This is a genomic window from Bacillus subtilis subsp. subtilis str. 168 (assembly GCF_000009045.1).
In the GTDB taxonomy this organism is placed as follows: Bacteria; Bacillota; Bacilli; order Bacillales; family Bacillaceae; genus Bacillus; species Bacillus subtilis.
On sequence record NC_000964.3, the window covers coordinates 2,991,222 to 3,018,200 of the forward strand.

The 26,979-nt window shown below is 44.4% G+C and carries 30 protein-coding genes; 5 read left to right on the forward strand and 25 right to left on the reverse strand.

Features of this window, described 5'->3' with window-relative positions; translation table 11 throughout:
* Window positions 1-47: 47 nt before the first annotated feature.
* The gene (dnaEC, locus tag BSU_29230; protein NP_390801.1) at window positions 48-3,395 is read right to left on the reverse strand and encodes a DNA polymerase III (alpha subunit), DnaE3; all 3,348 of its coding nucleotides are present in this window, start codon (window positions 3,393-3,395) and stop codon (window positions 48-50) included.
* Between the two features lie 139 nt (window positions 3,396-3,534).
* Here dnaEC and ytrH point away from each other — a divergent pair, with 139 nt between their 5' ends.
* The 3 genes from ytrH to ytzJ all read left to right on the forward strand — a co-directional run bounded on the left by ytrH (window position 3,535) and on the right by ytzJ (window position 4,669).
* Window positions 3,535-3,876, forward strand: coding sequence for a membrane protein involved in a sporulation process (gene ytrH, locus BSU_29239; protein ID YP_003097771.1), 342 nt, complete (start codon window positions 3,535-3,537; stop codon window positions 3,874-3,876).
* Window positions 3,873-4,376 (forward strand): protein involved in sporulation, encoded by a 504-nt coding sequence (ytrI, locus tag BSU_29240; protein ID NP_390802.3) that lies wholly within the window; start codon window positions 3,873-3,875, stop codon window positions 4,374-4,376. The genes ytrH and ytrI overlap by 4 nt, the downstream gene beginning before the upstream one ends.
* A 101-nt stretch (window positions 4,377-4,477) precedes the next feature.
* Window positions 4,478-4,669, forward strand: coding sequence for a putative sporulation-related conserved protein (gene ytzJ / locus BSU_29249; RefSeq protein ID YP_003097772.1), 192 nt, complete (start codon window positions 4,478-4,480; stop codon window positions 4,667-4,669).
* 17 nt (window positions 4,670-4,686) lie between these two features.
* Here ytzJ and nrnA read toward each other — a convergent pair whose 3' ends face one another.
* Window positions 4,687-5,628, reverse strand: coding sequence for a nanoRNase (oligoribonuclease) (3'->5'short substrates, 5'->3' long substrates), 3',5'-bisphosphate nucleotidase (gene nrnA, locus BSU_29250; protein NP_390803.1), 942 nt, complete (start codon window positions 5,626-5,628; stop codon window positions 4,687-4,689).
* A 130-nt stretch (window positions 5,629-5,758) separates the two neighbouring features.
* Here nrnA and ytpI point away from each other — a divergent pair, with 130 nt between their 5' ends.
* The gene (ytpI, locus tag BSU_29260; RefSeq protein NP_390804.1) at window positions 5,759-6,061 is read left to right on the forward strand and encodes a hypothetical protein; all 303 of its coding nucleotides are present in this window, start codon (window positions 5,759-5,761) and stop codon (window positions 6,059-6,061) included.
* An 18-nt stretch (window positions 6,062-6,079) separates the two neighbouring features.
* Here the strand turns inward: ytpI and ytoI are convergent, their stop codons facing one another.
* From ytoI to snaA, 13 genes are all read right to left on the reverse strand, one after another.
* Window positions 6,080-7,399 carry a hypothetical protein gene (ytoI, locus tag BSU_29270; RefSeq protein NP_390805.1) on the reverse strand — a complete coding sequence of 440 codons (1,320 nt, stop codon included), beginning with the start codon at window positions 7,397-7,399 and terminating at the stop codon, window positions 6,080-6,082.
* 175 nt (window positions 7,400-7,574) lie between these two features.
* On the reverse strand, window positions 7,575-8,477 hold the full coding sequence (gene ytnM / locus BSU_29280) for a putative transporter (RefSeq protein NP_390806.1): 903 nt from the start codon (window positions 8,475-8,477) through the stop codon (window positions 7,575-7,577).
* Window positions 8,478-8,495: 18 nt separating this feature from the next.
* The gene (gene sndA / locus BSU_29290) at window positions 8,496-9,746 is read right to left on the reverse strand and encodes an S-alkyl-N-acetyl-metabolite deacetylase (protein ID NP_390807.1); all 1,251 of its coding nucleotides are present in this window, start codon (window positions 9,744-9,746) and stop codon (window positions 8,496-8,498) included.
* A 17-nt stretch (window positions 9,747-9,763) separates the two neighbouring features.
* Window positions 9,764-10,456: an FMN-riboswitch-binding activator of rib genes gene (gene ribR / locus BSU_29300; protein ID NP_390808.1), complete on the reverse strand. Its 693-nt coding sequence runs from the start codon at window positions 10,454-10,456 to the stop codon at window positions 9,764-9,766.
* Window positions 10,457-10,502: 46 nt separating this feature from the next.
* Window positions 10,503-11,831 (reverse strand): monooxygenase (S-alkyl substrates), encoded by a 1,329-nt coding sequence (gene cmoJ / locus BSU_29310; RefSeq protein ID NP_390809.1) that lies wholly within the window; start codon window positions 11,829-11,831, stop codon window positions 10,503-10,505.
* Window positions 11,828-12,109 carry a redoxin gene (cmoI, locus tag BSU_29320; protein ID NP_390810.1) on the reverse strand — a complete coding sequence of 94 codons (282 nt, stop codon included), beginning with the start codon at window positions 12,107-12,109 and terminating at the stop codon, window positions 11,828-11,830. The genes cmoJ and cmoI overlap by 4 nt, the downstream gene beginning before the upstream one ends.
* A gap of 14 nt (window positions 12,110-12,123) precedes the next feature.
* Window positions 12,124-13,128, reverse strand: coding sequence for a monooxygenase (S-alkyl substrates) (gene cmoO, locus BSU_29330; RefSeq protein NP_390811.1), 1,005 nt, complete (start codon window positions 13,126-13,128; stop codon window positions 12,124-12,126).
* Window positions 13,125-13,904, reverse strand: a complete 780-nt coding sequence (gene tcyN, locus BSU_29340; protein ID NP_390812.1) for a sulfur-containing amino-acid ABC transporter (ATP-binding protein) — start codon at window positions 13,902-13,904, stop codon at window positions 13,125-13,127. The genes cmoO and tcyN overlap by 4 nt, the downstream gene beginning before the upstream one ends.
* A complete protein-coding gene (gene tcyM, locus BSU_29350) occupies window positions 13,901-14,608 on the reverse strand; it encodes a sulfur-containing amino acid ABC transporter (permease) (protein NP_390813.1) in 708 nt (235 codons plus the stop codon). Before tcyM ends, tcyN begins: the two co-directional genes overlap by 4 nt.
* A gap of 29 nt (window positions 14,609-14,637) precedes the next feature.
* Complete coding sequence (gene tcyL / locus BSU_29360; RefSeq protein ID NP_390814.1) at window positions 14,638-15,357, reverse strand: sulfur-containing amino acid ABC transporter (permease); 720 nt, start codon at window positions 15,355-15,357, stop codon at window positions 14,638-14,640.
* Between the two features lie 21 nt (window positions 15,358-15,378).
* Entirely contained in the window at window positions 15,379-16,191 is an 813-nt protein-coding gene (tcyK, locus tag BSU_29370) for a sulfur-containing amino acid ABC transporter binding lipoprotein (RefSeq protein ID NP_390815.1), read from the reverse strand.
* A gap of 13 nt (window positions 16,192-16,204) precedes the next feature.
* The gene (gene tcyJ, locus BSU_29380; protein ID NP_390816.1) at window positions 16,205-17,014 is read right to left on the reverse strand and encodes a sulfur containing amino acid ABC transporter binding lipoprotein; all 810 of its coding nucleotides are present in this window, start codon (window positions 17,012-17,014) and stop codon (window positions 16,205-16,207) included.
* A 13-nt stretch (window positions 17,015-17,027) separates the two neighbouring features.
* Window positions 17,028-17,564, reverse strand: a complete 537-nt coding sequence (gene snaA / locus BSU_29390) for an N-acetyltransferase acting on sulfur compounds (RefSeq protein ID NP_390817.1) — start codon at window positions 17,562-17,564, stop codon at window positions 17,028-17,030.
* A 152-nt stretch (window positions 17,565-17,716) separates the two neighbouring features.
* Between snaA and ascR the strand changes: the two genes are divergently transcribed.
* Complete coding sequence (gene ascR / locus BSU_29400) at window positions 17,717-18,643, forward strand: transcriptional regulator of operon snaA-ytnM degrading cysteine-containing compounds (AscR-N-acetylcysteine) (protein ID NP_390818.1); 927 nt, start codon at window positions 17,717-17,719, stop codon at window positions 18,641-18,643.
* 50 nt (window positions 18,644-18,693) lie between these two features.
* On the opposite strand, the gene ytkL is transcribed toward ascR, so the two are convergent.
* The 10 genes from ytkL to tpx all read right to left on the reverse strand — a co-directional run bounded on the left by ytkL (window position 18,694) and on the right by tpx (window position 26,978).
* Window positions 18,694-19,377: a putative metal-dependent hydrolase gene (ytkL, locus tag BSU_29410; RefSeq protein NP_390819.2), complete on the reverse strand. Its 684-nt coding sequence runs from the start codon at window positions 19,375-19,377 to the stop codon at window positions 18,694-18,696.
* A 62-nt stretch (window positions 19,378-19,439) separates the two neighbouring features.
* On the reverse strand, window positions 19,440-20,207 hold the full coding sequence (ytkK, locus tag BSU_29420) for a putative 3-oxoacyl-acyl-carrier protein reductase (protein ID NP_390820.1): 768 nt from the start codon (window positions 20,205-20,207) through the stop codon (window positions 19,440-19,442).
* A 126-nt stretch (window positions 20,208-20,333) separates the two neighbouring features.
* Complete coding sequence (gene ytzD, locus BSU_29430; protein NP_390821.3) at window positions 20,334-20,570, reverse strand: hypothetical protein; 237 nt, start codon at window positions 20,568-20,570, stop codon at window positions 20,334-20,336.
* Window positions 20,530-21,915 (reverse strand): argininosuccinate lyase, encoded by a 1,386-nt coding sequence (gene argH / locus BSU_29440; RefSeq protein ID NP_390822.1) that lies wholly within the window; start codon window positions 21,913-21,915, stop codon window positions 20,530-20,532. The genes ytzD and argH overlap by 41 nt, the downstream gene beginning before the upstream one ends.
* On the reverse strand, window positions 21,912-23,123 hold the full coding sequence (argG, locus tag BSU_29450; RefSeq protein ID NP_390823.1) for an argininosuccinate synthase: 1,212 nt from the start codon (window positions 23,121-23,123) through the stop codon (window positions 21,912-21,914). The genes argH and argG overlap by 4 nt, the downstream gene beginning before the upstream one ends.
* Window positions 23,124-23,292: 169 nt before the next feature.
* On the reverse strand, window positions 23,293-23,805 hold the full coding sequence (moaB, locus tag BSU_29460) for a molybdopterin GTP-binding precursor Z biosynthesis component (protein NP_390824.1): 513 nt from the start codon (window positions 23,803-23,805) through the stop codon (window positions 23,293-23,295).
* A gap of 84 nt (window positions 23,806-23,889) precedes the next feature.
* Window positions 23,890-25,077, reverse strand: coding sequence for an acetate kinase (gene ackA / locus BSU_29470; protein ID NP_390825.1), 1,188 nt, complete (start codon window positions 25,075-25,077; stop codon window positions 23,890-23,892).
* 172 nt (window positions 25,078-25,249) lie between these two features.
* The gene (locus BSU_29479; RefSeq protein ID YP_009513997.1) at window positions 25,250-25,453 is read right to left on the reverse strand and encodes a hypothetical protein; all 204 of its coding nucleotides are present in this window, start codon (window positions 25,451-25,453) and stop codon (window positions 25,250-25,252) included.
* The gene (gene ytxK / locus BSU_29480; protein NP_390826.1) at window positions 25,425-26,414 is read right to left on the reverse strand and encodes a putative nucleic acid methyltransferase; all 990 of its coding nucleotides are present in this window, start codon (window positions 26,412-26,414) and stop codon (window positions 25,425-25,427) included. Before ytxK ends, BSU_29479 begins: the two co-directional genes overlap by 29 nt.
* A gap of 60 nt (window positions 26,415-26,474) precedes the next feature.
* Window positions 26,475-26,978 carry a thiol peroxidase (lipid hydroperoxide reductase) gene (tpx, locus tag BSU_29490; protein NP_390827.1) on the reverse strand — a complete coding sequence of 168 codons (504 nt, stop codon included), beginning with the start codon at window positions 26,976-26,978 and terminating at the stop codon, window positions 26,475-26,477.
* Window position 26,979 lies beyond the last annotated feature (1 nt).

Genomic DNA, 26,979 nt, shown 5'->3' on the forward strand with positions numbered 1-26,979 from the left:
AAACAGGATCACATAATTGCTCCAATTGTATAACAAAAAGCGAATCGTTACCACTGTTTTAAAACGACGTTTTTTTGACCCAACAGCTCTTTTAAGCGATATAACACCTGGTGATCTGCATTGATATGGAACGACTCAGGTAGCTTAATCGTCTGTTTTTGCCTTTCATAATAGAGATAAACGCCTGTTTCCCCTTTATGCTCCAGCAAAATGCGCTTAATCTTTGCCAGGATCTCCTGGCTGTGCTGACTGCTTTCTATTTTTATATAAACCGATGGCGCTTTTTCTGCATCCATATCTTCTAATAATTCTGCCCGGGACATGATGAATTGGATCTTATCTTGTCTAACTTCACATTTCCCCGCAGTGAACAAAAGAGCGCCTTCTCTTAAAACGGGAGAAAGCTGTCTGAATTGTTCAGGGAAGACTACGGCTTCCATCTCGCCGGTTTCATCACTGAGCGTTAAAAACGCCATGTTTTGACCTGTTTTCGTCCGAATCGTTTTGATCTTCGACAGCAGAACGCCTAGTGAAAGCTGCCTTTTGACTGCCCGCTGAGCCTGCAGAATGGAGACTGCTCCTTGCGCAGTGAGCTGTTTTCGGAAGGCGGAGAGGGGATGATTTGAAAAATAAATGCCAAGCGTTTCCTTTTCAAACGCAAGTAAATCCACCAGAGGAAGCTCCTCCGTCTCCACATACTTCGGCTTAATTGAAAACGATTCATCTAAAAACAATCCCATTTGGTCATCGTCCGCGGCGAATAGCTCAGCATGTTCCAAAGCAACATCAATGGATGCGAGCAGCGTGGCCCGGTTTTGGCCGAATTCGTCCATCGCACCAGAAAAGATAAGTGCTTCAAGCATTTTGCGATTTACGCTTTTTGACGGCACGCGAAAGCAGAAATCGAAAAGATCTTCAAATGGTTTCTCTTTTCTTGCTTTATATATATCTTTGACTGCTGAGACGCCTACACTTTTTATCGCGCGGAGGCTGTATCTGACAGATCCGTTTTCAACTGTAAACGGAAAACTGCTTTTATTCACTGACGGAGGAAGGATACGAATCCCGCTCCCCTTTGCTTCGTAAAGATATTGAGAGATTTTATCCTCATTGCCAATGACGCTTGTCAGCAATCCGCACATAAAATATAACGGATAATGAGCTTTCAAATACGCAAGCTGGCACCCGATCATGCTGTATGCCACCGCATGGCTTCTGTTAAAGCCATAGTTTGCGAATTTGACGATTAAATCGTAGACCTCATTTGCAGTGTCTACAGAATACTCCTTTTTTAAGCACCCTTCAACAAAATGGCTTCGCTCTCTGTCCAGGATTTCTTTTTTCTTTTTGCTGACCGCCCTTCTCAATAGGTCCGCTTCGCCTAAAGAAAACCCCGCCATACGGGAAGCAATCATCATAATTTGTTCCTGATACACAATGACGCCATATGTATCTTCCAAAATGCTCCTTAAATCTTCATGAGGATAGTGAACAGGCGCCCGACCGTGTTTACGGTCGATAAATAACGGAATATTTTCCATCGGACCCGGCCGGTACAGTGCATTGACCGCCACAATATCTTCTAGGCCCGAAGGTTTCAGCCGTTTCAAGACGCTTCTCATCCCTGCAGATTCAAGCTGGAAAATGCCTGTCGTATCCCCTTTTGACAGCAAGGAGAACGTTTTGTCATCGCTGTAGGAAATACTTGAAAGGTCTATTTTAATATTTTCTTCTTTTTCAATCATTGAAGTGATGGATTCAATAAGTGTCAGATTCCTCAAACCTAAGAAATCCATTTTTAAAAGGCCCAAGTCTTCAAGATGGTCCATCGCGTATTGCGTTAAATAGATCCCTTCATGCCCTTCTTGAAGCGGAACAACATCTGTTAACGGTTCTTCACTCAGGACAACGCCCGCTGCGTGGGTTGATGCATGCCTTGGCAGCCCTTCTATTTTCCGGGCAATTGAATAGACTTGCTGAAGCAGGCTTGACTCCCGAAGCCGCTTATCCAGCTGCGGTGACTGCTGTCTCGCTTCATCCAGCGTCATTCCCGGTCTTGAAGGAATGAGTTTTGCAAGCTGATCTGCCTCCTTCGGGCTGACGCCGAATACTCTGCCGACGTCCCGGAGCGCCGCCTTTGCCGCAAGTGTTCCAAAGGTGATAATCTGTGCGACGTGCATTGCACCGTATTTCTGCTGAACATATTGAATGACTTCATCCCTTCTAGTATCGGGAAAGTCAATATCAATATCCGGCATGCTGACGCGTTCGGGATTTAAAAATCTTTCAAACAGAAGGTGATGCTTAATCGGGTCAACATCTGTGATATACAGCACATATGCCACAAGAGAACCCGCCGCAGAACCCCTTCCCGGTCCTGTAACAATCCCTTTTTCATGGGCGTGCTTCATAAAATCCCACACGATCAGAAAGTAATCGCTGAACTTCATCCGCTTGATGACATCAAGCTCATATTGAAGACGGCGAAGGTATCGTTCATCAGGCTTGCCGAAACGGCTGCGGAGTCCCTCCATACAGATATCCGTTAAATAATCATCAGCGGACGTTCCGTCTGGGGTCGGAAAAGACGGTAGACGGGTCTGCCCGAGACTGACGTCAACCCGGCATTGTTCCGCGATCTCTACAGAAGCTTGCAGTGCCTCGGGATGCTCTCGATAAATGTTTTGCATTTCTTCGAGTGGTTTCAAATCGAGATCAGGCAAATCTTCAGCGGGTGCATCCGTCAGTTTTTCCCCCGCTTTAATCGCTTTCAAACAACGGTAGGCAGCCTTATCTTCCTTCCTTATGTAATGCACATCGCCTGTGGCCGTAACAGGGATACCCGTTTCTTCTGACAGCTTTAGAATCTGCTCAGACAAGACTTGATTCCCTTTAAAAGGCTGATAGGAGAAATAAAAAGCTCCCTTTCCGAATATAGACTGAAATTCCAGCGAGGCTTGAGCAGCCTGTTCGAACAGCCCTCCTTCAAGAAGCGTTTCAATATATCCTTTTTCGCCGGGCGTTATTGCGATAATCCCTTCTCGATAACTGTGAAGCCATTTCGGCTTCAGTCCGCCTTTTGATTTAGATTGCAGAACGCTGCTGATTTTCAGCAGGTTTTGATAGCCTGTATTCGATTTTGCCAGCAGGACGAGCGGGTATGCTTCAAGCTCGCTGTCATCTGTAAAAACAGAAGCCGTCAAACCGATTATTGGGTTGATCCCTCTCGCCTTGCAAGCTTTATAAAATTGAATAGCTCCGTACATGACATGATCATCTGTCAGCGCCAAAGACGCATATCCGAGCCTGTCAGCTTCACTGACGAGTTCTTCCACAGCCGCGGCGCTGTTTAGCAGGCTATACCCGCTATGCACTTGCAGGTGAACAAAAGACATGCTATCACCTCTTTCTCATTACGATCCATTTCTTCCTTCATTATAAGGCCGGTTTCCAAAAGAAACAAATGTTCTTTTTTGACTCATCATCATACTTGTCCTGAAAGCTCAATATGATATAAAAGGTGAGGTGATAAAGATGGATCAGGAAGCAGGATTTATGGTGAATTTTATCAATAGCTACTTCATTGCGTTAGGGGTGCTGATCGGGGGCGCACTCATCGGAGGGCTCGGAGCATACTTGGCAGGCGAACCCCCGCTTACAGCCATTACAAAGCTTGCCAACCGGTTAAAAATATGGGCGCTTGTCGCAGCTATCGGAGGCACCTTTGATGCGGTATACAGCTTTGAACGCGGCATACTCGAAGGCAATACGAGAGATATCTTTAAACAGCTTCTTTTAATTATTTCGGCCATGGGGGGCGCGCAAAGCGGCTGGCTTATTATATCATGGCTGACCCAGGAGCATCTTTCTTCATGAGGGTCCCCCAGCATTACAAAAAACCGGGATGGCAGCGTTTTTTCGCGGGAATGATGTGCGGAGCCGTAATCAGCTGGTTCTTTTTCCTGTTTACTTACGGAACATTCCAAGAGGAGCAGGTCAGCCTCATCGAAAAGCAAAAAGAGCATGTAAAAGACTTGAACAATCAAATTTCGATCTATCAGGAAGACCTCCATAAACTGAATGAAGATAATAAAAGAAAACTGCTGATTCAAAGCGTCAGCGTCAAATTGCTGAATGGGGATAAATATAAAATATCACAGCCGGATAAAACGAAATTCGAGGAGCATGTAAAGGATGATATTTCAGAGGTGATTACAAAAGACATAGAGAGCGTCTATCAAACAAAGGATCTCTTGAAGCGGACAATTGAAAATAAAGTCTATATGATCAATGAAAAAAAATACGAGGCAACCGTCAGAGAATTGATTATTTATACGAGGCTGACAGTGGAACTTGAAATTTCTTTCGCCACATAATTATGGATTTTTTTTAAATTCTCCAAACTTCTGTCGCTTTTTCCCATTCTTTTTTATAAACTATATGTGAGGCTTAATGGCGAAAGGAAGGAGGAAGGGAAATGGAGGTTTACAGTGACCGTCAGTTAGCAAAAGATCAAGCAGCCCGTCTCAGACAAGGTTTTTCTGCATATGCCGAAACAAACTCACTCGCTTCCCTCATCAAAAAAGAACTTCAATCACACAATCTCCAAGTCTACGAGGACCTTACTGATTTCGGCTGCTGGTTCATCCCCGTCACAGATGAACACTAAGAGAGAGGGTCTCCCCTCTACTCGTGTTCTTTACATAATGTTTCCAGATCAGCTAAAATACGATCAGCTTCATCCCAGCTGTAAATAGAGGCGCCTGAAGCTAACGGATGCCCTCCGCCGTTATATTTCCGGGCAAGTCCGTTAATGACAGGCCCCTTCGAACGGAATCTGACTCTGATTTGATCGTCTTCTTCTACGAAAAACACCCAGGCGCGAATACCTGAGATATTGCCAAGCGTCCCGACAAGCTGCGACGCTTCAGAAGCCGTTGTGCCGAATTTTTCAAGCGTATCCTTTTTGATGAAAACAGAAGCCGCCCCGTTTTCGGACAAAGACACATTTTGAAAGATAAAGCCGTTAAGCTTCACCACATTCAGTTTTGTTTCATACAATTGATTAAATAACTCTGAGGAAGAGAATGGATACTGAATGAGCTCGCCTGCATATTTTAGTGTTTTTTCCGTGGTATTCGGAAATAAAAAGCGTCCGGTATCTCCAACAATGCCGGCGTAGATCAGCTCTGCCGCTTTCGTATTCAGCTTCCAGCCGTGCTCTTTTCCTTCTAAATACAGCTCGTAAATCATTTCACTTACTGAGCTGGCGCTTGTATCGACCCAGAGAAGGTCACCGTATGGATCTTCGTTCGGATGGTGGTCGATTTTCATTAGTTTGGCGCCTGAAGGATAACGCTGATCGTCGATTCTTTCCTGATTTGCCGTATCGCAGACAATGACAAGTGCGCCTTCATATGTTTCATTGTCCACCTCATCAAGGGAATATAAGAAAGAGAGGGACGGTTCAGGCGTGCCGACCGCAAAAATATTTTTTTCAGGATATGTTTCACGCAGGATTTCCGTAAGCCCACACTGTGATCCGTAGGCATCCGGATCAGGACGCACATGTCTATGTAAGATAATCGTGTCATATAATGATATGGTTCTGATCAATTCTGTTTTCATTTGATACTCCTTTATTGTTTTTATTCATTAAATCACATTCTCTGCCGACGGAAAAGAAAAATAACGTCAAAACCAAGCCCGTTTTTGTATAAAATGGGGTTGTAAACTTTTACGATGGAGGATTTCATTTATGCTGGTTCTTGTTTTTTTGATTGGGCTTTCAGCCTGCTTTTATGTGTACTATAAAGTAAAAGGCGTACGGGCAAAGCCATCTTTGGCAAAAGAAATATGTTCAGCAAAATCAAGCATGGCCTTAGGGTCACTAGTCCTGTTCTACGGGCTTAACCAAATGATATTATTCCATTCAGTATTAACGTTAGTAATCGGCGGTATCTTTATCGTCATAGGAGCAGGAAGCGCTTGGGCAGGTTATAAAGCCTTCAGGCATTACAATCCCCTTCACGCCAAAGAAGCTGAAAGAGATCACGCGTAAGGGGCGCCTGAACGTCCCTTAGCTTCTTTCCATCAGCTGAACCATCAGCATCGCTTTAGACACGATATGACCTTGGCTGTGCACTTCCACTTCCATTTTCCCAAACTTTCTGCCGGCCTCCAAGATGCGAGGTTTGACTTCGATGACTGATTCCATCTGCACAGGCTTCAAAAAGAAGATGGTGATGCTCTCTATGACGAGTTCGCCGCGTTTTTTCGAGCGCAAAAATCGGTTTGCCGCTTGCGTCAAAATGGTCGTAAATACGCCATAAGAAATGGTTCCAAGCTGATTTGTCATTTGCGGCGTGACTTCATACTCGTAAACCGTTTGATCTTCTTTATCATCACCCTCATCTTTAAACCCCCTTGAAACGATATCATCAAGCTTCTCCCCGACCTGCGGCTGCTTTTGAATCATTTGAAGAGCTTTCAATACGTCTTGGCGGCTGATCATGCCGATGAGTTTTTGGTGGCCGTCAGTGACGGGAAGCACTTCGATCCCTTCCCATACCATCATTTGCGCAGCTGAAGCGACAGATGTTTTCCCAATAACCGTGACGGGATTTTTGGTCATGACTTTTTCTATAGATGCATTTCGGTCATGGCCAGCAATATCTTTTGATGTCAGAATGCCATGGATTTTCATTTGATCGTCGACAACCGGGAAGCGGCCGTGCCCCGTTTCAAAATTTTTCTCATACCATTTTTCAAGTTTATCCTTAGGCGAAAGATATACCGTGCGGTCAGCAGGTGTTAGGATGTCCTCCACCAAAACAATTTCTTTTTTGATCAGCTGGTCATATATTGCCCGGTTAATCATCGCGGCAACTGTAAAGGTGTCATAGCTCGTGGATAAAATCGGCAGTTCAAGCTCATCTGCCAGCTGCACAATGCTGTCATCCGTGTTAAAGCCCCCGGTCACCAATACGGCCGCGCCCGCTTCAAGCGCCTGCCTGTGTGCATTGATTCTGTTTCCGACAATCAAAAGATTCCCCGCTGCGGTGTAACGCATCATCGCGTCAAGCTCCATCGCGCCGATGACGAATTTATTCAATGTCTTATGGAGCCCTGCCCTGCCTCCGAGCACTTGTCCGTCTATAACATTTACAACCTCTGCATAGGTAAGCTTTTCAATGTTCTCTTTTTTCTTTTGTTCAATTCTGATTGTGCCCACACGTTCAATCGTGCTGACAAACCCTTTATTCTCTGCTTCCTTGATCGCTCTGTACGCGGTTCCTTCGCTTACTTTCATTTCCTTTGCAATTCTTCGGACAGAAATTTTTTCACCGACAGGCAGTGAATCGATATACGTTAAAATTTGTTCATGCTTCGTTGCCAAGCCTTTCACCTCTAAGGACAGTCTTCTTGTTTTTATTATAAGGTTTCAAAGGATTTATACGCAATGAGGCTGGAAAATAAAAAAGAAGCCCGACCGGCTTCTTACAGCGTTGATTTCGTTCCAGTCAAACGCAAGGACCACGTGATTCCTTTTACATCGTAAAGCGGAAAAACCTTTATTTTTCTTTTAAATGGACATCAACCGCTGTCTTAACAATATTTCGATTCCCTATTTTAGATAAAACAAATAAAACTGCGGATAGCCATATCGCCCCTATGGCCGTATAGATCAATGGATGAACAGCTGTGTTTGCGATCCATTCATTTATTAATGTTCTGGCATTTACCAGAATAATAAATCCTCCTACAAGCACACCCATCAATTGCGGATGAAACTTCTGCACCAGCCATGCTGCGATAGGGGCAGCGATAATTCCGCCGGCCATTAGTGAAAACACCCATAACCAATTGACGTCCTCCCATCCTAATGAAATAAGAAAACCGGCGGTTGCAGATACGGCGATGGCAAATTCACTTGTGTCTACAGTCCCGACAACTTTCCTCGGGCTCAAGCCTTTGCGGGATAATAAAATCGGAGTGGTCACCGGTCCCCAGCCGCCTCCGCCTGTGGCATCTGCAAAACCAGCGATCACTCCCAATGGGATGGATTGTTTTCGGTTTAACGGCACATGCTTCTTCTCAAGAGCCGGCTTATATTGAAATAAAAACCTGATCAATACATATCCGCCCAGAAGGAGCAAAAACAAAGAAATATAGGGTTTCGCCACATCTCCAGGTAATTGGCTGAGGAATGCCGCGCCTAAAAAAGCGCCTATAGAGCCGGGAATGACAAGCTGATAAACGGTTTGTTTGTCAACATTGCCAAATTTAATATGCGACACTCCCGATGCGGCAGTCGTTACGACTTCCGCTAAATGGACAGAAGCCGAAGCCACAGCAGGTGTGATGCCAAACGCCAATAACAAAGAAGTTGAGGTAACCCCATAAGCCATACCTAACGAACCGTCTATTAACTGCGACAATAAACCAATAAATGCAAAAACGATTAATTTCTTCATCAGAACACCCCATCTATATCAATCAGATATTTTTGACTCTTCATTCGAATCTAACAATCTCTTGGCGCTTTCATATAAAAAATAAGAGGCTTTGATAATTGCAGTTTCATCTATTGTAAATGCAGGGTGGTGCCAATCATGATCACCGTCTGTTCCAAAAAACGCAAAGGATCCCGGAATATGCTCAAGATAATAAGCAAAATCTTCCCCCGCGGTTGATGGGGCGGGATCAATGACTTGAAGTTTCGCTTTATGTGCAGCGTCTCGCACCAGCCCCGTAATTGCCTCATCATTACAAAGCGGCGGCGGTCCGGAATGCCACTTCACATTTGCCTTTAACGAGAAAGCGGCAGAAATCTGCTCTGTGACTGCAAAAAAACGCTGTTTCACTTGATTACGAACCTCTGAATCAAATGTACGAACAGTGCCCTCAATGACCACTGTATCCGGAATGACATTCCAAGTGCTGCCGCCGTTGATTTTCCCTACGGTTAAAATCGCGCTTTGCAGCGGGTTTACATTTCTGCTTACAATCGTTTGCAGGGCGACAATAAGCTGAGAGGCGCCGATAATTGGATCAAAACCATTATGCGGCAATGCTGCATGAGCACCTTTCCCTTCTATCTCTACTTTAAATCGGTCAACAGCAGCCATAAGCGGGCCTGTTTTTAACCCTACAGTCCCAACCGCGATATCCGGTTTATTGTGAAGGCCAATAACCGCATCAATGCCATCCAGTTGGCCGTCCTCTATCACTTTTGTAGCGCCTGCACCCGCTTCCTCTGCTGGCTGAAATAATAAACGAATCTTTCCTTTCAGACTGTCTTGATTTTCCTTCAATAAAAAGGCCGCACCAAGAAGCGCTGCCGTATGAAAATCATGACCGCACGCATGCATGATCCCTTTATGTTTAGACGCATAAGGCAATCCTGTTTTTTCTTCAATTGGCAAGGCGTCAATATCAGCCCTCAAAGCAATCGCCGGACCTTCTGACTCCCCTGCTATGTCTGCGAACACACCCGTTTTTAGAGCAGTAGGGCGAATCTGTATCCCCTTTTCTTTAAGGCATTTTTTTATAAAAGCAGTTGTTTCAAATTCTTCTTTTGACAGTTCAGGATATTGGTGCAGGTGCCGGCGAATGCCGATGAGCTGCTTTTCTAGCGTTGAGAGATTTACGGGATTAGACTCCTCTTTCAACGTCAGGATGTCATTTCCTGTAGTCTGATATGGATAGGAGCCTTCTATATTTCTCCAATAATCCAAAGACATATGTTCCGCTCCTTTCCCTATCCCAATATATTTTCTTCAGACTCTTCAACATAAGATGAAATAAATCGGTTCAATTTATCAGCAAGACCGCCCGCCCCAAATCTTATATACTTGCTGGAAACTTTCGGATTATCTTCTTTCAAAAAGCTTAAAAAAGATAAAATATAAATGCGCCTGTAAGCTACTTGTGTAATTCCGTACTCAAAAAACCAGTTATCAATGACATTGTATACGCCTCGGTTGACGCCATATAGGTTATTACATTTCTTGTAAAAGCAGAGATCCGGAAGATTTAACTCCTGATGGGAAAGAAGGCTTTCTTTTTTGTTTGGTGCCATAATCCCAATCAGCTCAAAGCGTTTTGCAACGCACGAAATATCCTTTTTAATTTGCTTTGTTAAAGACTCCAAAGAATCAAACCTTCTTTCTTCTCTAATTTTAAAGAGAATGCTGCATTCGATTTTTTCTCCATAAATGTCTCTATGAAAGTCAAACAAAAAAATCTCCAATGTCTTTTCAAGGTTAGAGCCCACCGTCGGTTTCACACCGATATTCATAACCCCTAAATGAAATTGATGATTGACTGTCGCCAGAACCCCATAAACTCCATTACGCAGCCCATGTATTTTTGCATCTACATTTGCCGTGGGGAATCCAAGCTTTCTGCCTAATTGTTTTCCTTTCACAACCGTACCGGCAATGATCGTCAAAAAAGTCAGCCTCCTCTCTCAGCTTCCGCATTCGATCAGACGAAACCTAATGATGTGATGAATGTAAAACGGATTGATGCTGCGGAATGCCAAGACCGAGATTTTCCCGCAATGTCCCGCCGCGATAATCTTGACGATAAAGCCCTCTTTCTTGAAGAATCGGAATCACCTTTTCTACAAAAGCATCAAGTGTTCCCGGTATATCCGACCCAACGATAAACCCATCCGCCGCCTCAGCGTTGAACCAAGTTTCAATTAAGGATGCGACACGCTCTGGTGTTCCGATGAATAGAGTCCGTGGAAAAGCCATTTCCTGTGCTACCTCCCGCAATGTCAGATTTCTGGCTTTTGCTTCTCTCTTAATCCGGTCTGTTGTGCTTTGAAACGCATTCTTTCCCACATCGCCAATATCGGGAAATGGCTCATCCAACGGGTAAACACTCAGATCATAATCATCAAAAAAACGGGCCAAATAAGTAACAGCATTTTCAATCGGTATCAATTCTGCAAATTCACGATACTTCTTTTCCGCCTCTTCTTCCGTATCTGCCACAATCGGGCTGATCCCTGGAAAAATCCGCACACTTGAAGGATCACGCCCTTCATCAGCAGCTCGGCTTTTCACATCCGCATAAAACGCTTTTGTCTCTTCTAATGAATTGGAATGGGTAAAAATCGCATCCGCATTTTTAGCAGCAAACTGCCGGCCTGTTTCTGATGAACCCGCTTGAAACACTACAGGCTCTCCCTGCTTAGAGCGCCCGATATTCAAGGGCCCCTCTACTTGAAAATACTTTCCTTTATGATTCAGGCGATGAAGCTTCGCCTGATCGAAAAACTGCCCTGTTTTCTTATTGTGTATAAATGCGTCATGCTCCCAGGAATTCCACAGCCCGCGCACAACATCCAAATGCTCTTGTGCGATCTCGTAACGTTCAGTGTGTTCTGGCAAATTAGACTTACTATGGTTGCGCGCCGCTCCTTCCTGCGGCGAAGTAACCAGATTCCAGCCGGCCCTGCCCCCGCTGATATGGTCCAGCGACATCAATTGTCTGGAGATAGTGAATGGCTCAGTAAAAGATGTAGAGAACGTCCCTACTAAACCAATATTTTTGGTAACCGATGCCAGCGCAGATAAAATGGTGATCGGTTCAAAACGGTTTAAAAAATGAGGAATCGATTTTTCAGAAATAAATAAGCCGTCTGCAATGAAAATAAAACTAAACAAACCTTTTTCAGCTGTTTGCGCCTTTTTCATGTAAAATTCAATATTCGTGCTGGCCGAGGGATCAACATCGGGATGACGCCAGCCGTCAGTTGTTCCCCCGACACCGTGAATCATGGCTCCAAACTGAATAAAATCTGCACGTGTCATCTTTTTGCCTCCTTTATCTGTGCATGATTAGCAAGTGCAAGATCAAGGTGTTCAATGCCGATTTCAGTTATCCCTTGATACTGATTGCCGCGCCCGATTTCGACCACAGGCACATGGCGCACCCCATATTTCACCTGTAAAATATCCCGAAGCTTTTCTTTCTCTGAAACATCGATATTTTGGAACGGGAACCCTTTTTCATTCAAATAATTCTTGACTTCCTCACAATACGAACAGCCTTTTTTACTCCAAACCACAATGTTCACAACATCACTCATTCTTCTGTCCCTCCTTAACGTTTTGCAGCTAAAACTGCATCGCTCAGCAGCTGATAAGACAGCTGTTTTTCTACAGCATTTTTGATCGGTGTAAAAATAACAAAATCATTGATTTTGTATGTGCCTGATAAACGTGTTAATTCTTCTGCCACTTCTTCCTTTGTTCCGGCAATAATCCCGGTTTTTTGCACGATGATGTCATAGGGCTCTGTGACGTTTTCCAGATAGGCCTCAGCCTGTTCGCGGGAACCGACGTTGACCTTACGCCCGTCTTTCAAAACCACTTTTATCGATTCACGCGACACAATATGTTTTTCCGCTTCTTCTTTTGTATGTGCCGCAAAAACAGCGGGGGCAAGATGAAATTCAGCCTCAGATCCTGGCGGGAGATGCGCGTCAAATGCTCGGCGGGCTTCCTTCAGCACTTCCTCTTCACCGTTAATAAAGTAAGCAAAGACAAAAGAGATTCCCAGTTTTGCAGCAGAAATGGCACTCTCTGTGCTTCCTCCCAATAGAAAAATACCCGGCTTCCGATCAACCTGCGGCCTAGGACGCAATGCGGCATAGCGGTGGGTATCAGGAAAATCATCCCGAACGAAATGAGTAAGCTCCTCCAGTTTTTCATCAAACTGACGCACCGGTTTTTTATATTCGGCCTGCAGCGCGTCTGTGGACAGCTGAAACCCGCCGGGCGCTTTGCCCACTCCAAGATCTATACGGCCGGGAGCTAACGCTGATAGAAGATGGAATTGCTCCGCTACTTTATAAGAGCTGTAATGCTGCAGCATCACTCCGCCTGATGCTAAACGAATTTTTCTTGTGCTTGCAGCAAGATAGCCTAAAAGAACCTCGGGTGCAGACCCTGCAATCTCATCATTGTTGTGATGTTCGGCCACCCAAAATCGGTGATATCCACATTCTTCAGCCATTTGTGCCAATTTCACTGTATGCTGTAATGTATCAGCTGCTGTCTCCCCTTCACCAATCAAGCTTTGGTCTAAAATACTTAAGCGGATCATATCACCGGCTCCTTTATGTGTTCTTTTGGTTCAAATAAATATTCCGGCGAAACACGGCGGAGAAACTGCCTCGTTCTGTCTTTTTTGGTATGGCGGAAGACTTCCTCCGGGGTTCCTTGTTCAACAATGACTCCTTCATCCATAAAAACAACTTGATCAGAGACCCTTCTTGCAAACTCCATTTCATGTGTAACAACAATCATGGTGGCTCCGGTTTTCACGATTTCCAGCATTACCTCAAGCACTTCACCGACCAGCTCCGGGTCAAGCGCTGCCGTCGGCTCATCGAACAGCAGCACATCAGGATGAATGGCAAGCGCCCTTGCTATCCCTACCCTCTGCTTTTGTCCTCCCGATAACTGACTCGGATAAGCGTTCAATTTATCTTGAAGCCCGACCTTTCTCAGTTCATTTTCCGCTACGGCATACGCGTCTTGTTTTCTCATTTTCCGGGCAATCGTCAAGCCCTCCATGACATTTTCAATCACCGTTTTGTGAGCAAACAGGTGGTATTGCTGAAATACCATTGCCGTCTGTTTTCTGAGCCAGTGAACCTCTTTTTTGGACGGAAAGCGGCAATTAATCACTTTGTCATGTATAGAAATGATCCCTTCGTCTGGACGTTCTAATAAATTCAGGCACCGTAAAAAGGTGGTTTTCCCTGATCCGCTCGGCCCGATAATCGTCACAACTTCTCCCTTGCGTACCGTGAGATTTATCCCTTTTAATACATGGTGGATGCCAAACTGTTTATGGATATTTTTAATCTCAATCATAAAGTGCCTCCTTGAAATCTGGCTGCCTTTCTCTCTAATACTCCATTTGCGGATTCTAGGATTAGAGTCAGCACCCAATAGATAATCGCTGCTCCGATAAACGCTTCTAAAAATGCATAATTATCAGAAGCAACGATAGTCGCCGTCCCTGTAATCTCTGGGACAGCCACTATAGCCGCGATAGAGGTGGTATGCAAAAAGCCGATACCCAAATTTGTGAAGTTTGGGATGGAAACCTTCAGCGCCTGCGGCAATATTACACGCCGAAAGGTTTGGCTGTATGTCAAGCCGATTGAATAAGCCGCTTCGACCTGTCCGGTATCCATCGCCAGAATGCCCGACCGGATGATTTCTGTGAGATAAGCTCCGGCAGTTAAAGACAAGGCCATGATGACAAACATGGAGACCGGTATCTCATTAGCGGACCAGCCGAGATGAAAAAAACTGCTGACTTGATCTGCAACAGGCGGTATCCCTAAATAAATCAACATAATGTGAAGAATTGCAGGTGTACTTCGAAAGAAAGACACATAAAACCTTGAGCAAGCCACCAAGCCCTTAATTCTAAAAATTCTAACAATTATATTTCCAAGAGCCACGAGAAATCCAAACACAATCGGCAAAACAGCCATCATCAATGTCAGAGGAATGGTCTTTACCATTTCTTTCATGGCGGAAACGATAAATGGAAAGTCAAATTGCAATCTTCTCCCCCCTCATCCGAAGAAATATATCAATGTATGTTCATGTCAAAAACAGTAACAATCCTTGTTTGATTCTTCTTGATTCGTTTTTCTGCCACTCGAAAGAACCATTCGAATAAAACCGCTACAGCATAATAAACAATCGATAGCGCAATGTAAACTTCAAGAGAATGGTTGCTTGAGGTAATCAGTGTTTGGCCCCTTCCGGACATATCCATAACACCTATTGAAAAGGCTAGAGACGTATCTTTTAAAGAACTGATCACCATGTTTCCCATATTCGGAAACGCCTGGACAAGTGCCTGGGGCAGAACGATTCGCCTGAAGGCCTGACTACCGCTTAAGCCAATACTGTACGCCGCTTCCGTTTGGCCTTTATCTACACTGCCCACCCCCGCTCGAATGATTTCTGCGGCTGCCGCTGCATTGCTTAACGCGTAGGTTGCGACAGCAGCATAAAACGGGTCCATTTTTGATGTATCAATCCCGATAAGCCCCGTAAGCGCCGGGATCCCGTAAAACACGATGAAAAGCTGCACCATGATAGGCGTTCCCCTGAAAAACGAGATATACACTTTTGCCAATTGATTTACAATTGGAATATTATAGATGCGGGGCAGTGCCAGAAAGAGTCCTAATACAAAACCGAAAAGCAAGGACAGTGTTAAAATGTATAATGTAACCGGTAAATAAGCGGTTAACGTCGGCACAAAATCTCCAATCATGTTCATATCAAACGCTTTTTCCATCACTGCTCCCTCTCTTTTTACCTAATACTGCTCTTTGGAATAGTCGTCACCAAGCCATTTCAAACTGAGCCTTTTCAACGTTCCGTCATCAATGATTTCCTGTAAGGCTTTATCAATATCGTCACTTAACGTTTGTTCATTTTTGTTAAACATAAAATACACTTTGGCATTTGAAAGCACATTACCGACGGTTTTTTCTTTAATAGTGCTCGTCTTGTTTTGAAAGTCTACTGCAAAAGGCGTTGAGATCGTTGCGTCCGCACGCCCCGATTTCAGCTGATTCGCAGTCTCATTTGCGCCTTGGCCCTCATAGGCAATCTCAAACGGCCGTCCATTATCCTCATTCCATTTTTTCAGTACAAGCGCTCCGTTGGAGGTTGCACTCGTAATCACCCGTTTTCCTTTTAAGTCTTCAATTCCACGGATCGTATCGTTATTTTGAAGCACAGTAATTTTTAAAGGAAAATGGTTGTAAGCAACCTTGTTAAACAGAAATTTTTTCTCACGCTCTTTGCTTTTCTCCATTTGATGTGCCACGATATCGACTTTATGCTGTCCGAGGCTGACAAGCAGGTTGGAAAATTCCATCGTTTTAAATGTGAATTTATAATGTGGCAGGCGCTTATCAAGCTCTTTGATCAGTTCGACATCATAACCGGTTAAATCGCCTTTTTCATCGATAAAGCAAATATTCGGAAATTGGGTTCCAGTTCCGACCGTGATCGTCTGTACCTTCTTTTGCCCGGCTCCCGTCGTTTGACTGCCTGCACCGCAAGCTGACAGAACTGTTATAAGCGAAAATAATATTGCCATGAATGCTGTTTTCGTTTTCATCTCATCGCCCCATTTATTTTTCAAAACTTGATTTTGAATAATCTGCCCCGAGCCATTTTCGGCTTAGTTTTTTTAGCGTTCCGTTTTTCTCCAGCTTTTTAATCGCTTGATCCGTGTCATCCGCCAAGGTTTGGCTGCCTTTATTAAACATAAAGTACACCTCGGTATCTAATAACACGTCACCGACTGTCTTTTGGCGGAAGGCGTGCGTTTTATTCTGAAAATCGACGGCAAACGGTGTAGCTATCGTTGCATCTGCGCGCCCGGTTTCAATTTGATTGGCGGTATCATTGCTTCCCTGTCCCGCATATTTCAAATGAATTGGGCTGCCGTGCGTTTTGTTGTACTTTGTAATATAATCTGCCGCATTTGACGTGGCGCCAACTATGACTGTTTTTCCGTGTAAGTCTTTTAATGTATGAATCTTGTGATTATCCTCTTTCACCGTGATGTACATCGGCGAGTAGTTATATGGGACTTTATGATACAAAAAACGCTTTTCTCGTTCTTTATTTTTGGCCATATTGTGCGCAATCACATCAATTTTTTTATTTCCGAGACTCGTCAGCAAATTTGAGAAATCCATCGTTTTAAATTCAAATGTATATTGAGGCAACTCCTTATCGATGGCTTTCATCACTTCAATGTCATACCCGGTCAATTCACCTTTTTCATTTAAAAACGCAATATTCGGAAAATCTGTTCCAGTGCCGACTATGACCGTTTGAGCCTGACGATCTGTTTTGTTATTTGTTTGCGAACATCCCCCGCCAAGTAATGCAAACACTGACAGCAGCAAAACCAATCCTTTACGCTTATTCATAGGCTGCCTCACATCATGCCCAGCTGGGCGCACCTAAAAGCGTTGGGTTAAATCGTTCCGGAATCAGAACCTTGTGCATCATCACACCTATGTCCCCGTCTTTTTCCTGCTCAAAATACACTTCATACCCTCTCCTTCTGTACATGTCAGCAAGCCAAGGATGCTTGCGCGCCGATGTGCCGAGTGTCAGCGCAGGAGCCTTCAGCATATCTCGAAGCACTTTTTCTTCAACATACGTAAGCAGCTTACTTCCGGCGCCTTGCCCTTTATATTCCGGCAGTGTCGCAAACCACCACACAAATGGATATTTTGAAGGAGGCGTCTCACTCTCCCACGGGAACCTGATTGTAATCGTTGAAATCAGCTTCCCATCCCGCTCCAGCACAATCGCTGAATGATGTTCAATATTTTCTGATACCATTTGGATATCAGCTCTCGTGGATGGCCAATCAATATCCAGCTGCCGAATGGGCTGAAATGCGCTGTTAACCAGTTTCAACAGCTCCGATGCATCTTCAACAGTTGCCAGTCGAAAAATATCATCACTCATTTTTGTCACTCCTCTTCACAAAATATATAATTCCTATTTGTTTACTAAGCTTTTATTGTTTATACTATAAAGCATACTCTGATCTTTGACTAATCAAAAAAAGTAAACCTTCACTTCAGTAATTTTAATGATGAAAAACAGGAGGGAGCACATTGGAGTTACGCTCAATCAAAACGTTTCATACGATTGTAAAATTTGGAAGCTTCTATAAAGCTGCAGAAATACTCAACTACTCGCAGCCGACGATATCGATGCGTATGAAGCAATTGGAGCAGGATTTAGGCGTACTGCTGTTTGAAAGAGGAAAAAGCCTGCAGTTGACAAAAGCAGGGAAGCTTTTTTATGAACGAACAGGAGATCTTTTGATGCAATACGAGGCGCTTAAACACAACCTCTCCGACTTAAAGGAAGAAGAGGCAGGCATTATCAACATAGGGGTTTCAGAGCCAACCGCCAGTCTGATATTCCCCGAGATTTTAAAGGATTTCTTAATGGATTACCCAAAGATAACGGTTAATATCAAGGTTGATGACGCCAATACCTGCAGTCAAAAGCTCTTAGACGGGACGATTGATTTTGCAGTCTGCGGCGAGCCGGAGCTGATTCTTGAAAATTACTACCATCCATTTTTTTATGACACATTAAATGTGATTGTATCTGATCAACATCCGCTCGCTGAGAAGAAGGCTGTCCATTTGTCTGATTTAGCAGAAGAGCGCTTCATATTTACGCCCGCCAATTGCCCCATTCGCTTACAAATTGAACAGCATTTACATAGAGAACTCGGGAATCGCTACAAAAAAATGGAGCTCACAAGCAGCATGTCACATGAATATTACGTACGTGAAAACATCGGAATTTCAATCTTTACCAGCACCGCACATTCTAAACCGTTCAACGGCACTAAAGTCATTCCAATTCTGAACCTGGATATCACCCCGCCCATAGGGCTGTTGACAAATCAAAAAGAAGTTCATTTTGACCGCGCCACGAAGGACTTGATCGCCCGGATAACCAAACGTTTTCAGCAGCGCAGCAAAGAATTGGAAGGAACCTCTGATAAGACCATTACAGGATAACTGAAAAAATAAAAACCACCTCCTGATTCATCAGGAGATGGTTTCACGGTTTAAAGCTCGATCGTCTCACCGACCGACATGACTTTGCCGACTCCGCCCGGCAGGCTGTCAGCGAATGCTTCTGGGTCTTGTTCGATGACCGGGAATGTATTGTAATGCACCGGCACGACCTGTTTTGCGCGCAGCCATTCAGCAGCAAGCTTGGCGTCTTCAGGCCCCATTGTAAAGTTATCGCCAATCGGAAGGAAAGCAAGGTCGATATGATTCAATTCGCCAATGAGTTTCATATCAGAGAAAAGTGCCGTATCGCCCGCGTGGAAAATCGTTTTATCTTCTACAGTCAGCAAAATACCGGCAGGCATGCCTGTGTAAGTGATCGTTTTGTTTTCTTCATCTGTGATGGCTGATCCATGAAAGGCCTGTGTGAGCTTCACTTTTCCAAAATCGAACTGGCGGGAGCCGCCAATATGCATTGGATGAACATTCAAGCCTTTCCAGCCTAAGTACACAGCGAGCTCGTTCGGGGCTATAACCAGCGCGTTATTTTGCTTGGCGATTTGTTCAGTATCACCGACATGGTCATTGTGGCCGTGCGTTAGTAAGATGACATCCGCTTTTACATCCTCCGGCTTTATATCCGTTAATGAATTCCCTGTTAAAAACGGATCAAAAATAATATGATGGTCCTTCGTTTCCACTGTGATTACAGAATGTCCGTGATATGTCACTTTCATTTCTTTCACCTCGTCACATGATTTTGTTTTTTTTATTTTCCCTTTTTAAAAAGCTGAAAAACTTATGTTGTTTGATTCTTGTTAATGACATTGAGGCCTCCGGTGGCTTCAATGACAGTCCCTGTCACAAGGTCTGAGTTCTCCTCACACAAGAAAGCGATAATCCTGGCAATATCCTCGCCTGTACCGGATCTTCCTATCGGCGTTTTTTCTTTGCCGATTCGCATTCTGGCTTCCTCTATCGATGCTTCTTTCATGTCGCCGACAATGTCTCCTGGGCAAACCATGTTGGCGGTTATGCCGAATTCGGCTTCTTCAATGGCAATTGTCTTCGTCAAAGAAGCCAAGCCCACTTTCGCAGCGCCAAATGCCGATCGGTGAAGCCAGCCGGGCGCGTGAGCCGCACCTTGGAATCCGTACGTAATAATGCGTCCAAATTGCTGTTTTCTCATAATAGGAATAACCGCTTTGAATAAATGAAAGACGGCGCTTAAATTTCCTTCCAGCATGCCATACCATTCATCATCAGTATAATCGGCTAACTTTTTACGTTCAAATATGTATGGTCCAGCGTTGTTAATCAAAAAGTCGATCCTTCCGAAGCGGTTTAAGGCAGCCTCTGCAATACGCAGCAGATCTTCTTTTTTGGTGACATCACCTTTTACAAATTGCAGCCGGTCAAGACAATCGGGACAGGCTTCCTTCAGGCGGCTGACTGCCTCCTCATCCTGTCTGTAATTGACTGTTACTGAATACCCCTTTGCAAGCAACGTTTCAGTCACTTTGCGGCCTAAACCCTTCGAACCGGCAGTAATTAAAGCATGTCGCACATGAATACCTCCCAAAGCAACGTCGCCGCTTTCAATAAAGTGTTTCTTCTTCTACTTTACTATAAAAGGCTTGCAATATCACTTTTTACACTTTGGCATACAAAAAAAGCTGCCTGTACAGACAGCTTATTCTGCAGGAGATGAAGACTCCTGATCAGGCATATCGACATAACCGCTTTGATATGCTTCTGAAATGAGCCTTGTTGTCTCCTGGCTTTCTTGTTCATCATAAATATAGCGTTCCGGTTCTTTTTTCATCATTCTGCCTCCCATCATTATAGAGGTAGGTTGGCTATAATGACGGGATTTTATGAAGGAAATTTTAACAAACTCCTGCTGCCACGCAAGCTTTCGCTTTTTCAAGCGCCTGTTCCACCTGTTTGAATCCGGTGCCCCCGGCGCTCATTCTTTTTTCAACTGCGTAGTAAGGGTCTAACACAGTGTAAATATCTTCTTCAAATAGTGTGCTCGCCTGCTGAAACTCGCCAAACGGCATATCGCTTAAATAGATCCCTCTTTCGATGCATGTGTACACAAGTTTCCCGACCACTTCATGCGCTTCTCTGAACGGCATTCCTTTTTTAGCTAAATAATCGGCCAGTTCCGTCGCGTTTGAAAAGTCTTGTTTTGTTGCTTGCTTCATGACGTCTTTGTTTACAGTCATTGTTTGGATCATGCCTGTGAAGATTTGCAGGCTGCCCTCCACCGTTTTCACCGTGTCAAACATGCCCTCTTTGTCTTCCTGCAGATCTTTGTTGTAAGCGAGCGGAAGTCCTTTCATGATCGTAAACAGCCCCATCATATCGCCGTATACGCGTCCTGTTTTGCCGCGGATCAGCTCCGCCATATCAGGGTTTTTCTTTTGCGGCATCATGCTGCTTCCTGTTGCGTACGTATCGTCAAGCTCGATGAATTTAAACTCCTGCGAGCACCATAAAATGATTTCTTCAGAGAAACGGGATAGGTGCATCATCAGCATACTGCTGTTGCTTAAAAACTCCAAAATGAAGTCTCTGTCGCTGACGCCGTCCAAGCTGTTTTCATAAATGGCATCAAAGCCGAGCAGTTCCGCTGAATAATCACGGTCAATTGGGAAGGTTGTTCCCGCGAGCGCCCCGCAGCCGAGCGGAGATTTGTTAATCCGCTTCATTGAATCCTGAAAACGCTCCTTGTCGCGCTCAAGCATCCAGAAATACGCAAGCAGATGGTGAGCGAATGAAATCGGCTGGGCGCGCTGCAAATGTGTGTAGCCCGGCAGAATCGTTTCAACGTTCGCTTCCGCCTTTTCAATCAGCGCACTTTGGAATGCCTCAATCAGCTCGATGATGTGGCCGACATGATTCTTCAAGTATAAATGCATGTCAGTCGCCACCTGGTCATTCCGGCTTCTGCCGGTATGCAGCTTGCCGCCAAGAGGACCGATTTCGTCAATGAGCATTTTCTCAATGTTCAAATGAATATCCTCATAATCGACTGAGAATTCCAATGCTCCCTCCTCTGCTTTTTGCAAAAGGGTATTCAGGCCCTCTCGGATTTTCAACTCTTCTTCTGCTGTCAGAATACCGCATTTTTTCAGCATGGCAGCATGTGCGAGAGACCCTGTAATGTCTTCAGCAACTAAATTTTGGTCAAATGATATGGACGCGCCGAACTCGTCGACCCATTTTTCCGGTGTTTTTTGAAATCGGCCTCCCCAAAGCTTCTTCATGCTTTAATCTGCTCCTTCTTTTTCACGATGCTGTTCACTTTTGTCGGAAGTCCCCAAAGCTCGATAAATCCGATTGCTGCATGGTGATCAAATGCATCGTCTTTTGTATATGTTGCAAGTTTTTCATCATATAGAGAGTATTCCGATTTACGTCCTTCTACAATTGCATGGCCTTTAAACAGCTTCACGCGGACAATGCCTGTGACATGCTTTTGCGTTTCTTTTAAGAAAGCGTGCAGCGCGTCTTTTAACGGTGAGAACCATAAGCCGTTGTAAATGATTTCTGACATTTTTTGCTCGATGATCGGTTTAAAGTGGGCTACCTCTTTCACCAGTGTCAAATCTTCTAATTCTTTATGCGCTTTGATCAGTGTCATCGCACCAGGGCATTCGTATACTTCCCGGGATTTAATGCCGACGAGGCGGTTTTCCACGTGGTCGATACGTCCGACACCGTGCGCGCCCGCCATTTCATTCAGCTTCAAGATCAGCTCAGAAAGCGAGTAGGAAACACCGTCAATGGAGACAGGCACGCCCTGTTCAAATGCAATTTCAATCACTTCCGGCGTGTCCGGCGTTTTTTCCAGCGGAGCTGTTAAATCGTATGCACCTTCTGGCGGCGCCGCCCATGGATCTTCTAAAATGCCGCACTCATTGGCGCGTCCCCAGAGGTTTTGGTCGATAGAATACGGGCTGTCAAGATTGATCGGAATCGGAATGCCGCGGCTAGCCGCATATTCAATTTCTTCTTCACGTGACCACTGCCATTCGCGAACCGGCGCGATGACTTCTAGGTCAGGGTTTAATGATTTAATGGAGACTTCGAAACGAACCTGGTCATTTCCTTTCCCTGTGCATCCGTGGGCAATCGCCTGTGCATCTTCTTTTTCCGCAATTTCAACCAGTTTTTTCGCGATCAGCGGTCGAGATAATGCCGAAACAAGCGGGTATTTTCCTTCATACATTGTGTGGGCCTGCAAAGAGATAAGCGCGTAATCCTGTGCAAATTCTTCTTTTGCATCGATCACGTAGGAGTTTGTCGCGCCGACTTCAAGCGCTTTCTGCTGAACAAATGCCAAATCTTTGCCCTCACCGACATCCAGGCAGCAGGCGATTACATTATATCCTTGCTCCTGAAGCCATTTTATTGCGACGGAAGTATCAAGACCTCCTGAGTATGCTAATACGACTTTTTTCTGTTCTGACATGATAAAAATCCCCTCTCAACCGTGTTTCTATTTTGTATAAAAATAAATTATATTTAATAAAAATACATTTTGTATGTATACACTTTAACAAGTACGTTTCGTTTTTTCAAGCCTTTTATAAAAAAAACTTCACCTAAATTTCAGGTGAAGTTTCATAGTATTTATTCATTTACTTGTCTTTTCTGATTTCTCTGACCACATGCGCAAGTTCGGGAATAATCAGCTTATTCATTGCCAGCTTTACTGCGCCGCTTGAGCCTGGCGTTGAGAAAACAGCGGTATGCTGAATGACGCCGGCAGTTGCTCTCGACATGATTGCGGCAGAGCCGATATCCTCTGTATAACTCAGCATCCTGAATATTTCTCCAAAGCCGGGCAGTTCTTTCGAAAACAGCGGCGTTATGGCTTCAATTGTGACATCCCGATCTGCTATGCCTGTCCCTCCGTTTAAGAGTACCGCGTCTGTCTGTTCATCCATGCAGCCCGCAAGCACTGACCGTTGCAAAGCATCCTTTTCGTCTTTTACAATTTCATATGCGGCAATATGATGACCGGCTTCTTCTAAAAATGAGATCATCAGCTTGCCGCTTTTATCGGTTTCATCTGTCCTCGTGTCACTGACAGTAATCACTTTGCACCGAACGATATCGGGAGCTTCTTGTTTATGCTCTTGAACGCTCATTGGCCCACCTCTTTTATGTTTTCTGTCTGTCACTATCATGCATCAACAAAAAAGCACATTCAAGAGAATGTGCTTTCATGCGATTTATTTTGCTAAACGAACAACGTCGCGCGCAATCATGACTTCTTCATCAGTCGGGATGATCATGACTTTTACTGGAGAATGCGGATAGCTGATGAAAGCTTCCTCGCCGCGCACGTTATTAAGCGCAGGGTCCCAGTATACGCCCATGAATTCTAAACCGCGAAGAACGCGTTCTCTGACTTCCACACTGTTTTCACCGATACCGGCAGTAAAGATGATCGCATCTACACCGCTCATTCTTGCAGCGTAAGAACCGATGTATTTGTGGATTCTGCTTGCGAATACTTCAAGAGCCGTTTCCGCGCGCTCATTTCCTTCTTTCGTAGCTTCAACGATGTCACGAAGATCGCTTGAGAAACCGGAAATGCCGAGCAGTCCGCTTTTTTTGTTTAATGTATTCAGTACTTCGTCAGCCGTTTGGCCTGTTTTCTCCATGATGTATGGGATCAGGGCAGGGTCGATGTTTCCAGAGCGTGTGCCCATTGCTACACCGGCAAGCGGCGTAAAGCCCATGGATGTGTCAATAGATTTTCCGCCTTCAACAGCGGCAATACTTGCTCCGTTTCCAAGGTGGCAGGAAATCAGGCGCAAGTCTTTTAACGGACGGCCGAGAAGCTCTGCCGCACGCTCAGTTACATATTTATGTGAAGTGCCGTGGAAGCCGTATTTACGGATGCCGAATTTTTCATAGTATTCATACGGCAAGCTGTAAAGGTAAGACTGCTCAGGCATTGTTTGGTGGAATGCTGTATCAAATACAGCTACCGCAGGAACATTTGGAAGCACTTCTTTGAACGCTTTAATTCCAACGATATTTGCCGGATTGTGAAGCGGTGCCAATTCAGAAATATCTTCGATTTCCTTAATGGTTTCATCCGTTAATAAAACAGAATCGCTGAATTTTTCTCCGCCGTGAACGACACGATGGCCAATTCCGTCAATTTCATTCAAGTCTTTAATAATGCCGAATTCCGTTAACTTATTCAGCAGCATTTTAACAGCTACCGCATGATCTGGAATATCAGTTACTTCTGTATTTTTTTCGCCGTTCACAGAAATTGTGAATACGCTGTCGGCGATACCGATTCGTTCAACTAAACCCTTCGTTAAAACGGTTTCTGAAGGCATTTCGAAAAGCTGAAATTTCAAAGACGAGCTTCCTGCGTTAATTGCAATAATTTTGGACATGATTGACGCTCCTTTATACTCTGTATCAACAACTTCGTTTTTCGTACTTTTTTCCCGGTGAATATCAACATCTTCTCCGAAAAATATCTGACTTTTCCATTTAAACATTGTCATGTCGGCTTTTCAAGTCAACTTGCGTATTGATAACGCTTACAATAAGAAGTCGTTATTTTCAGACACATTCACTATAGGTTTTGTATTGATGAACGCTTACAATTTGCGGTTTTTCCCTCTGTATTTTGTGTTTCAAAGCTGGATTCAATTCGTCAAGTCCGGTCTTCAAAAGCATAAATAAAAGCAGCTTAGGCATCGACCTCATACGGCTGTCTAAGCTGCTTTTAAAACACTTACTTTTCTTTTTTAAACCATTCATCAAATTGAGCCATCATATCAAGCATCGCCTTTTGATTGGAGAAAGACGGAAGATTCGCAAGCAGAATTTGCCCCGGCGCTTTCGTATTCTCTCCTTGTTTCTGAAGCACAAGGATGCTTTTGGCATGAGCTTCGTCTTTAAAAATAGATTTTGGCAGCTGCAACAGTGCGTTGATATGAACCTTATCTTTGAAAAACTGTTTCAGCTTGCCGCTTTGGGAGCTCTCAAACAAATGATTCGGAATCATAAAAAATAAGTAGCCGCCCGGTTTGGTATGCTTGACGCTCTGTTCAATAAACAGATGATGAGCGAAGGAATGGCCTTCGTCAGCTTTGAGCTCAAACGCTTCTGCTCCTTCGTCATTCGGATAATAGCCGACTGGCAGATCACAAATGACCGTGTCAACTGGATCGATAAACAACGGCTCAAGGCTGTCCTGGTGGAAAAGCTCAAGCTCTTTTTTCAGAAGGTTCGCTTGGGCATAGGCGATCTTCAAGAGCACATCATCAATTTCAATGCCAAAGCTGTTTGCCGTTTTTTCAGACAGCTGGTTCAGCACGGTAAACAGAAGGTTCCCAGTTCCCAGGGCTGGATCAAGAATGGTCAGTTCCTTTTTGTCCGCCATAAATTTATTCACCAAATAGCTGATGAAAAGCCCGATCGTATCCGGCGTCATTTGTCTGTTTGGATGCGAGATATCTTTCATTCCTTTAAGGACGGCAAGCTGAAAAGCCTTGCGTACCCACTCATGCTCATACGTGCCGAATTCCGCTTTTTCAAGCAGAGCCTGAAGTTGTTTGGTTTTCTGATCAGCAGGCAGTTTCAGCTGATCCGTTTTTTCAAGAAAATACATTTCTCCTGCTTCGGCCAGCGCCTCTATATATGAAATCTGCAATTCATTCTTTATCATAATCGCGGCTTCGTTTAACAGCTCATACACCGCACCTACATGGTCTTTTTGCATATTGTGTTCCTCCTTGCCATGAAAAAAGCTCCGGCGGCAGCCTGGAGCTTTTTTCCCTGCTTACTTTACTAATGCCTTAGCAGCCTCAATTGGCTTTTCATAGTTCGGGTGGTTTGTTGCTTCGCTTACATATTCAGCGTAAACGACTTTTCCGTTCTCATCAAGGACAAATACGGAACGCGCAAGCAGACGAAGTTCTTTAATATACACACCGAACGCTTCGCCAAATGACATATCTCTGTGGTCAGACAGTGTTTCCACTTTGTCAATTCCGTTAGCGCCGCACCAGCGCGCTTGCGCGAATGGAAGGTCTGCACTGATTGTGTAGACGTTGACATCTCCAAGCTTTGCAGCTTCTTCGTTAAAACGGCGTGTTTGTGCATCACAAACACCTGTATCAATTGAAGGGATAACAGAAATAATCGTTACCTTTCCTTTCATGTCAGCTAACGATTTTTCTTCAAGGCTGTTAGTCAGCACTGTGAAATCAGGAGCTTGATCTCCTACCTTCACTTCTTGTCCGACAAGTGTAACCGGACCGCCTTTGAATGTAATTTCAGCCATT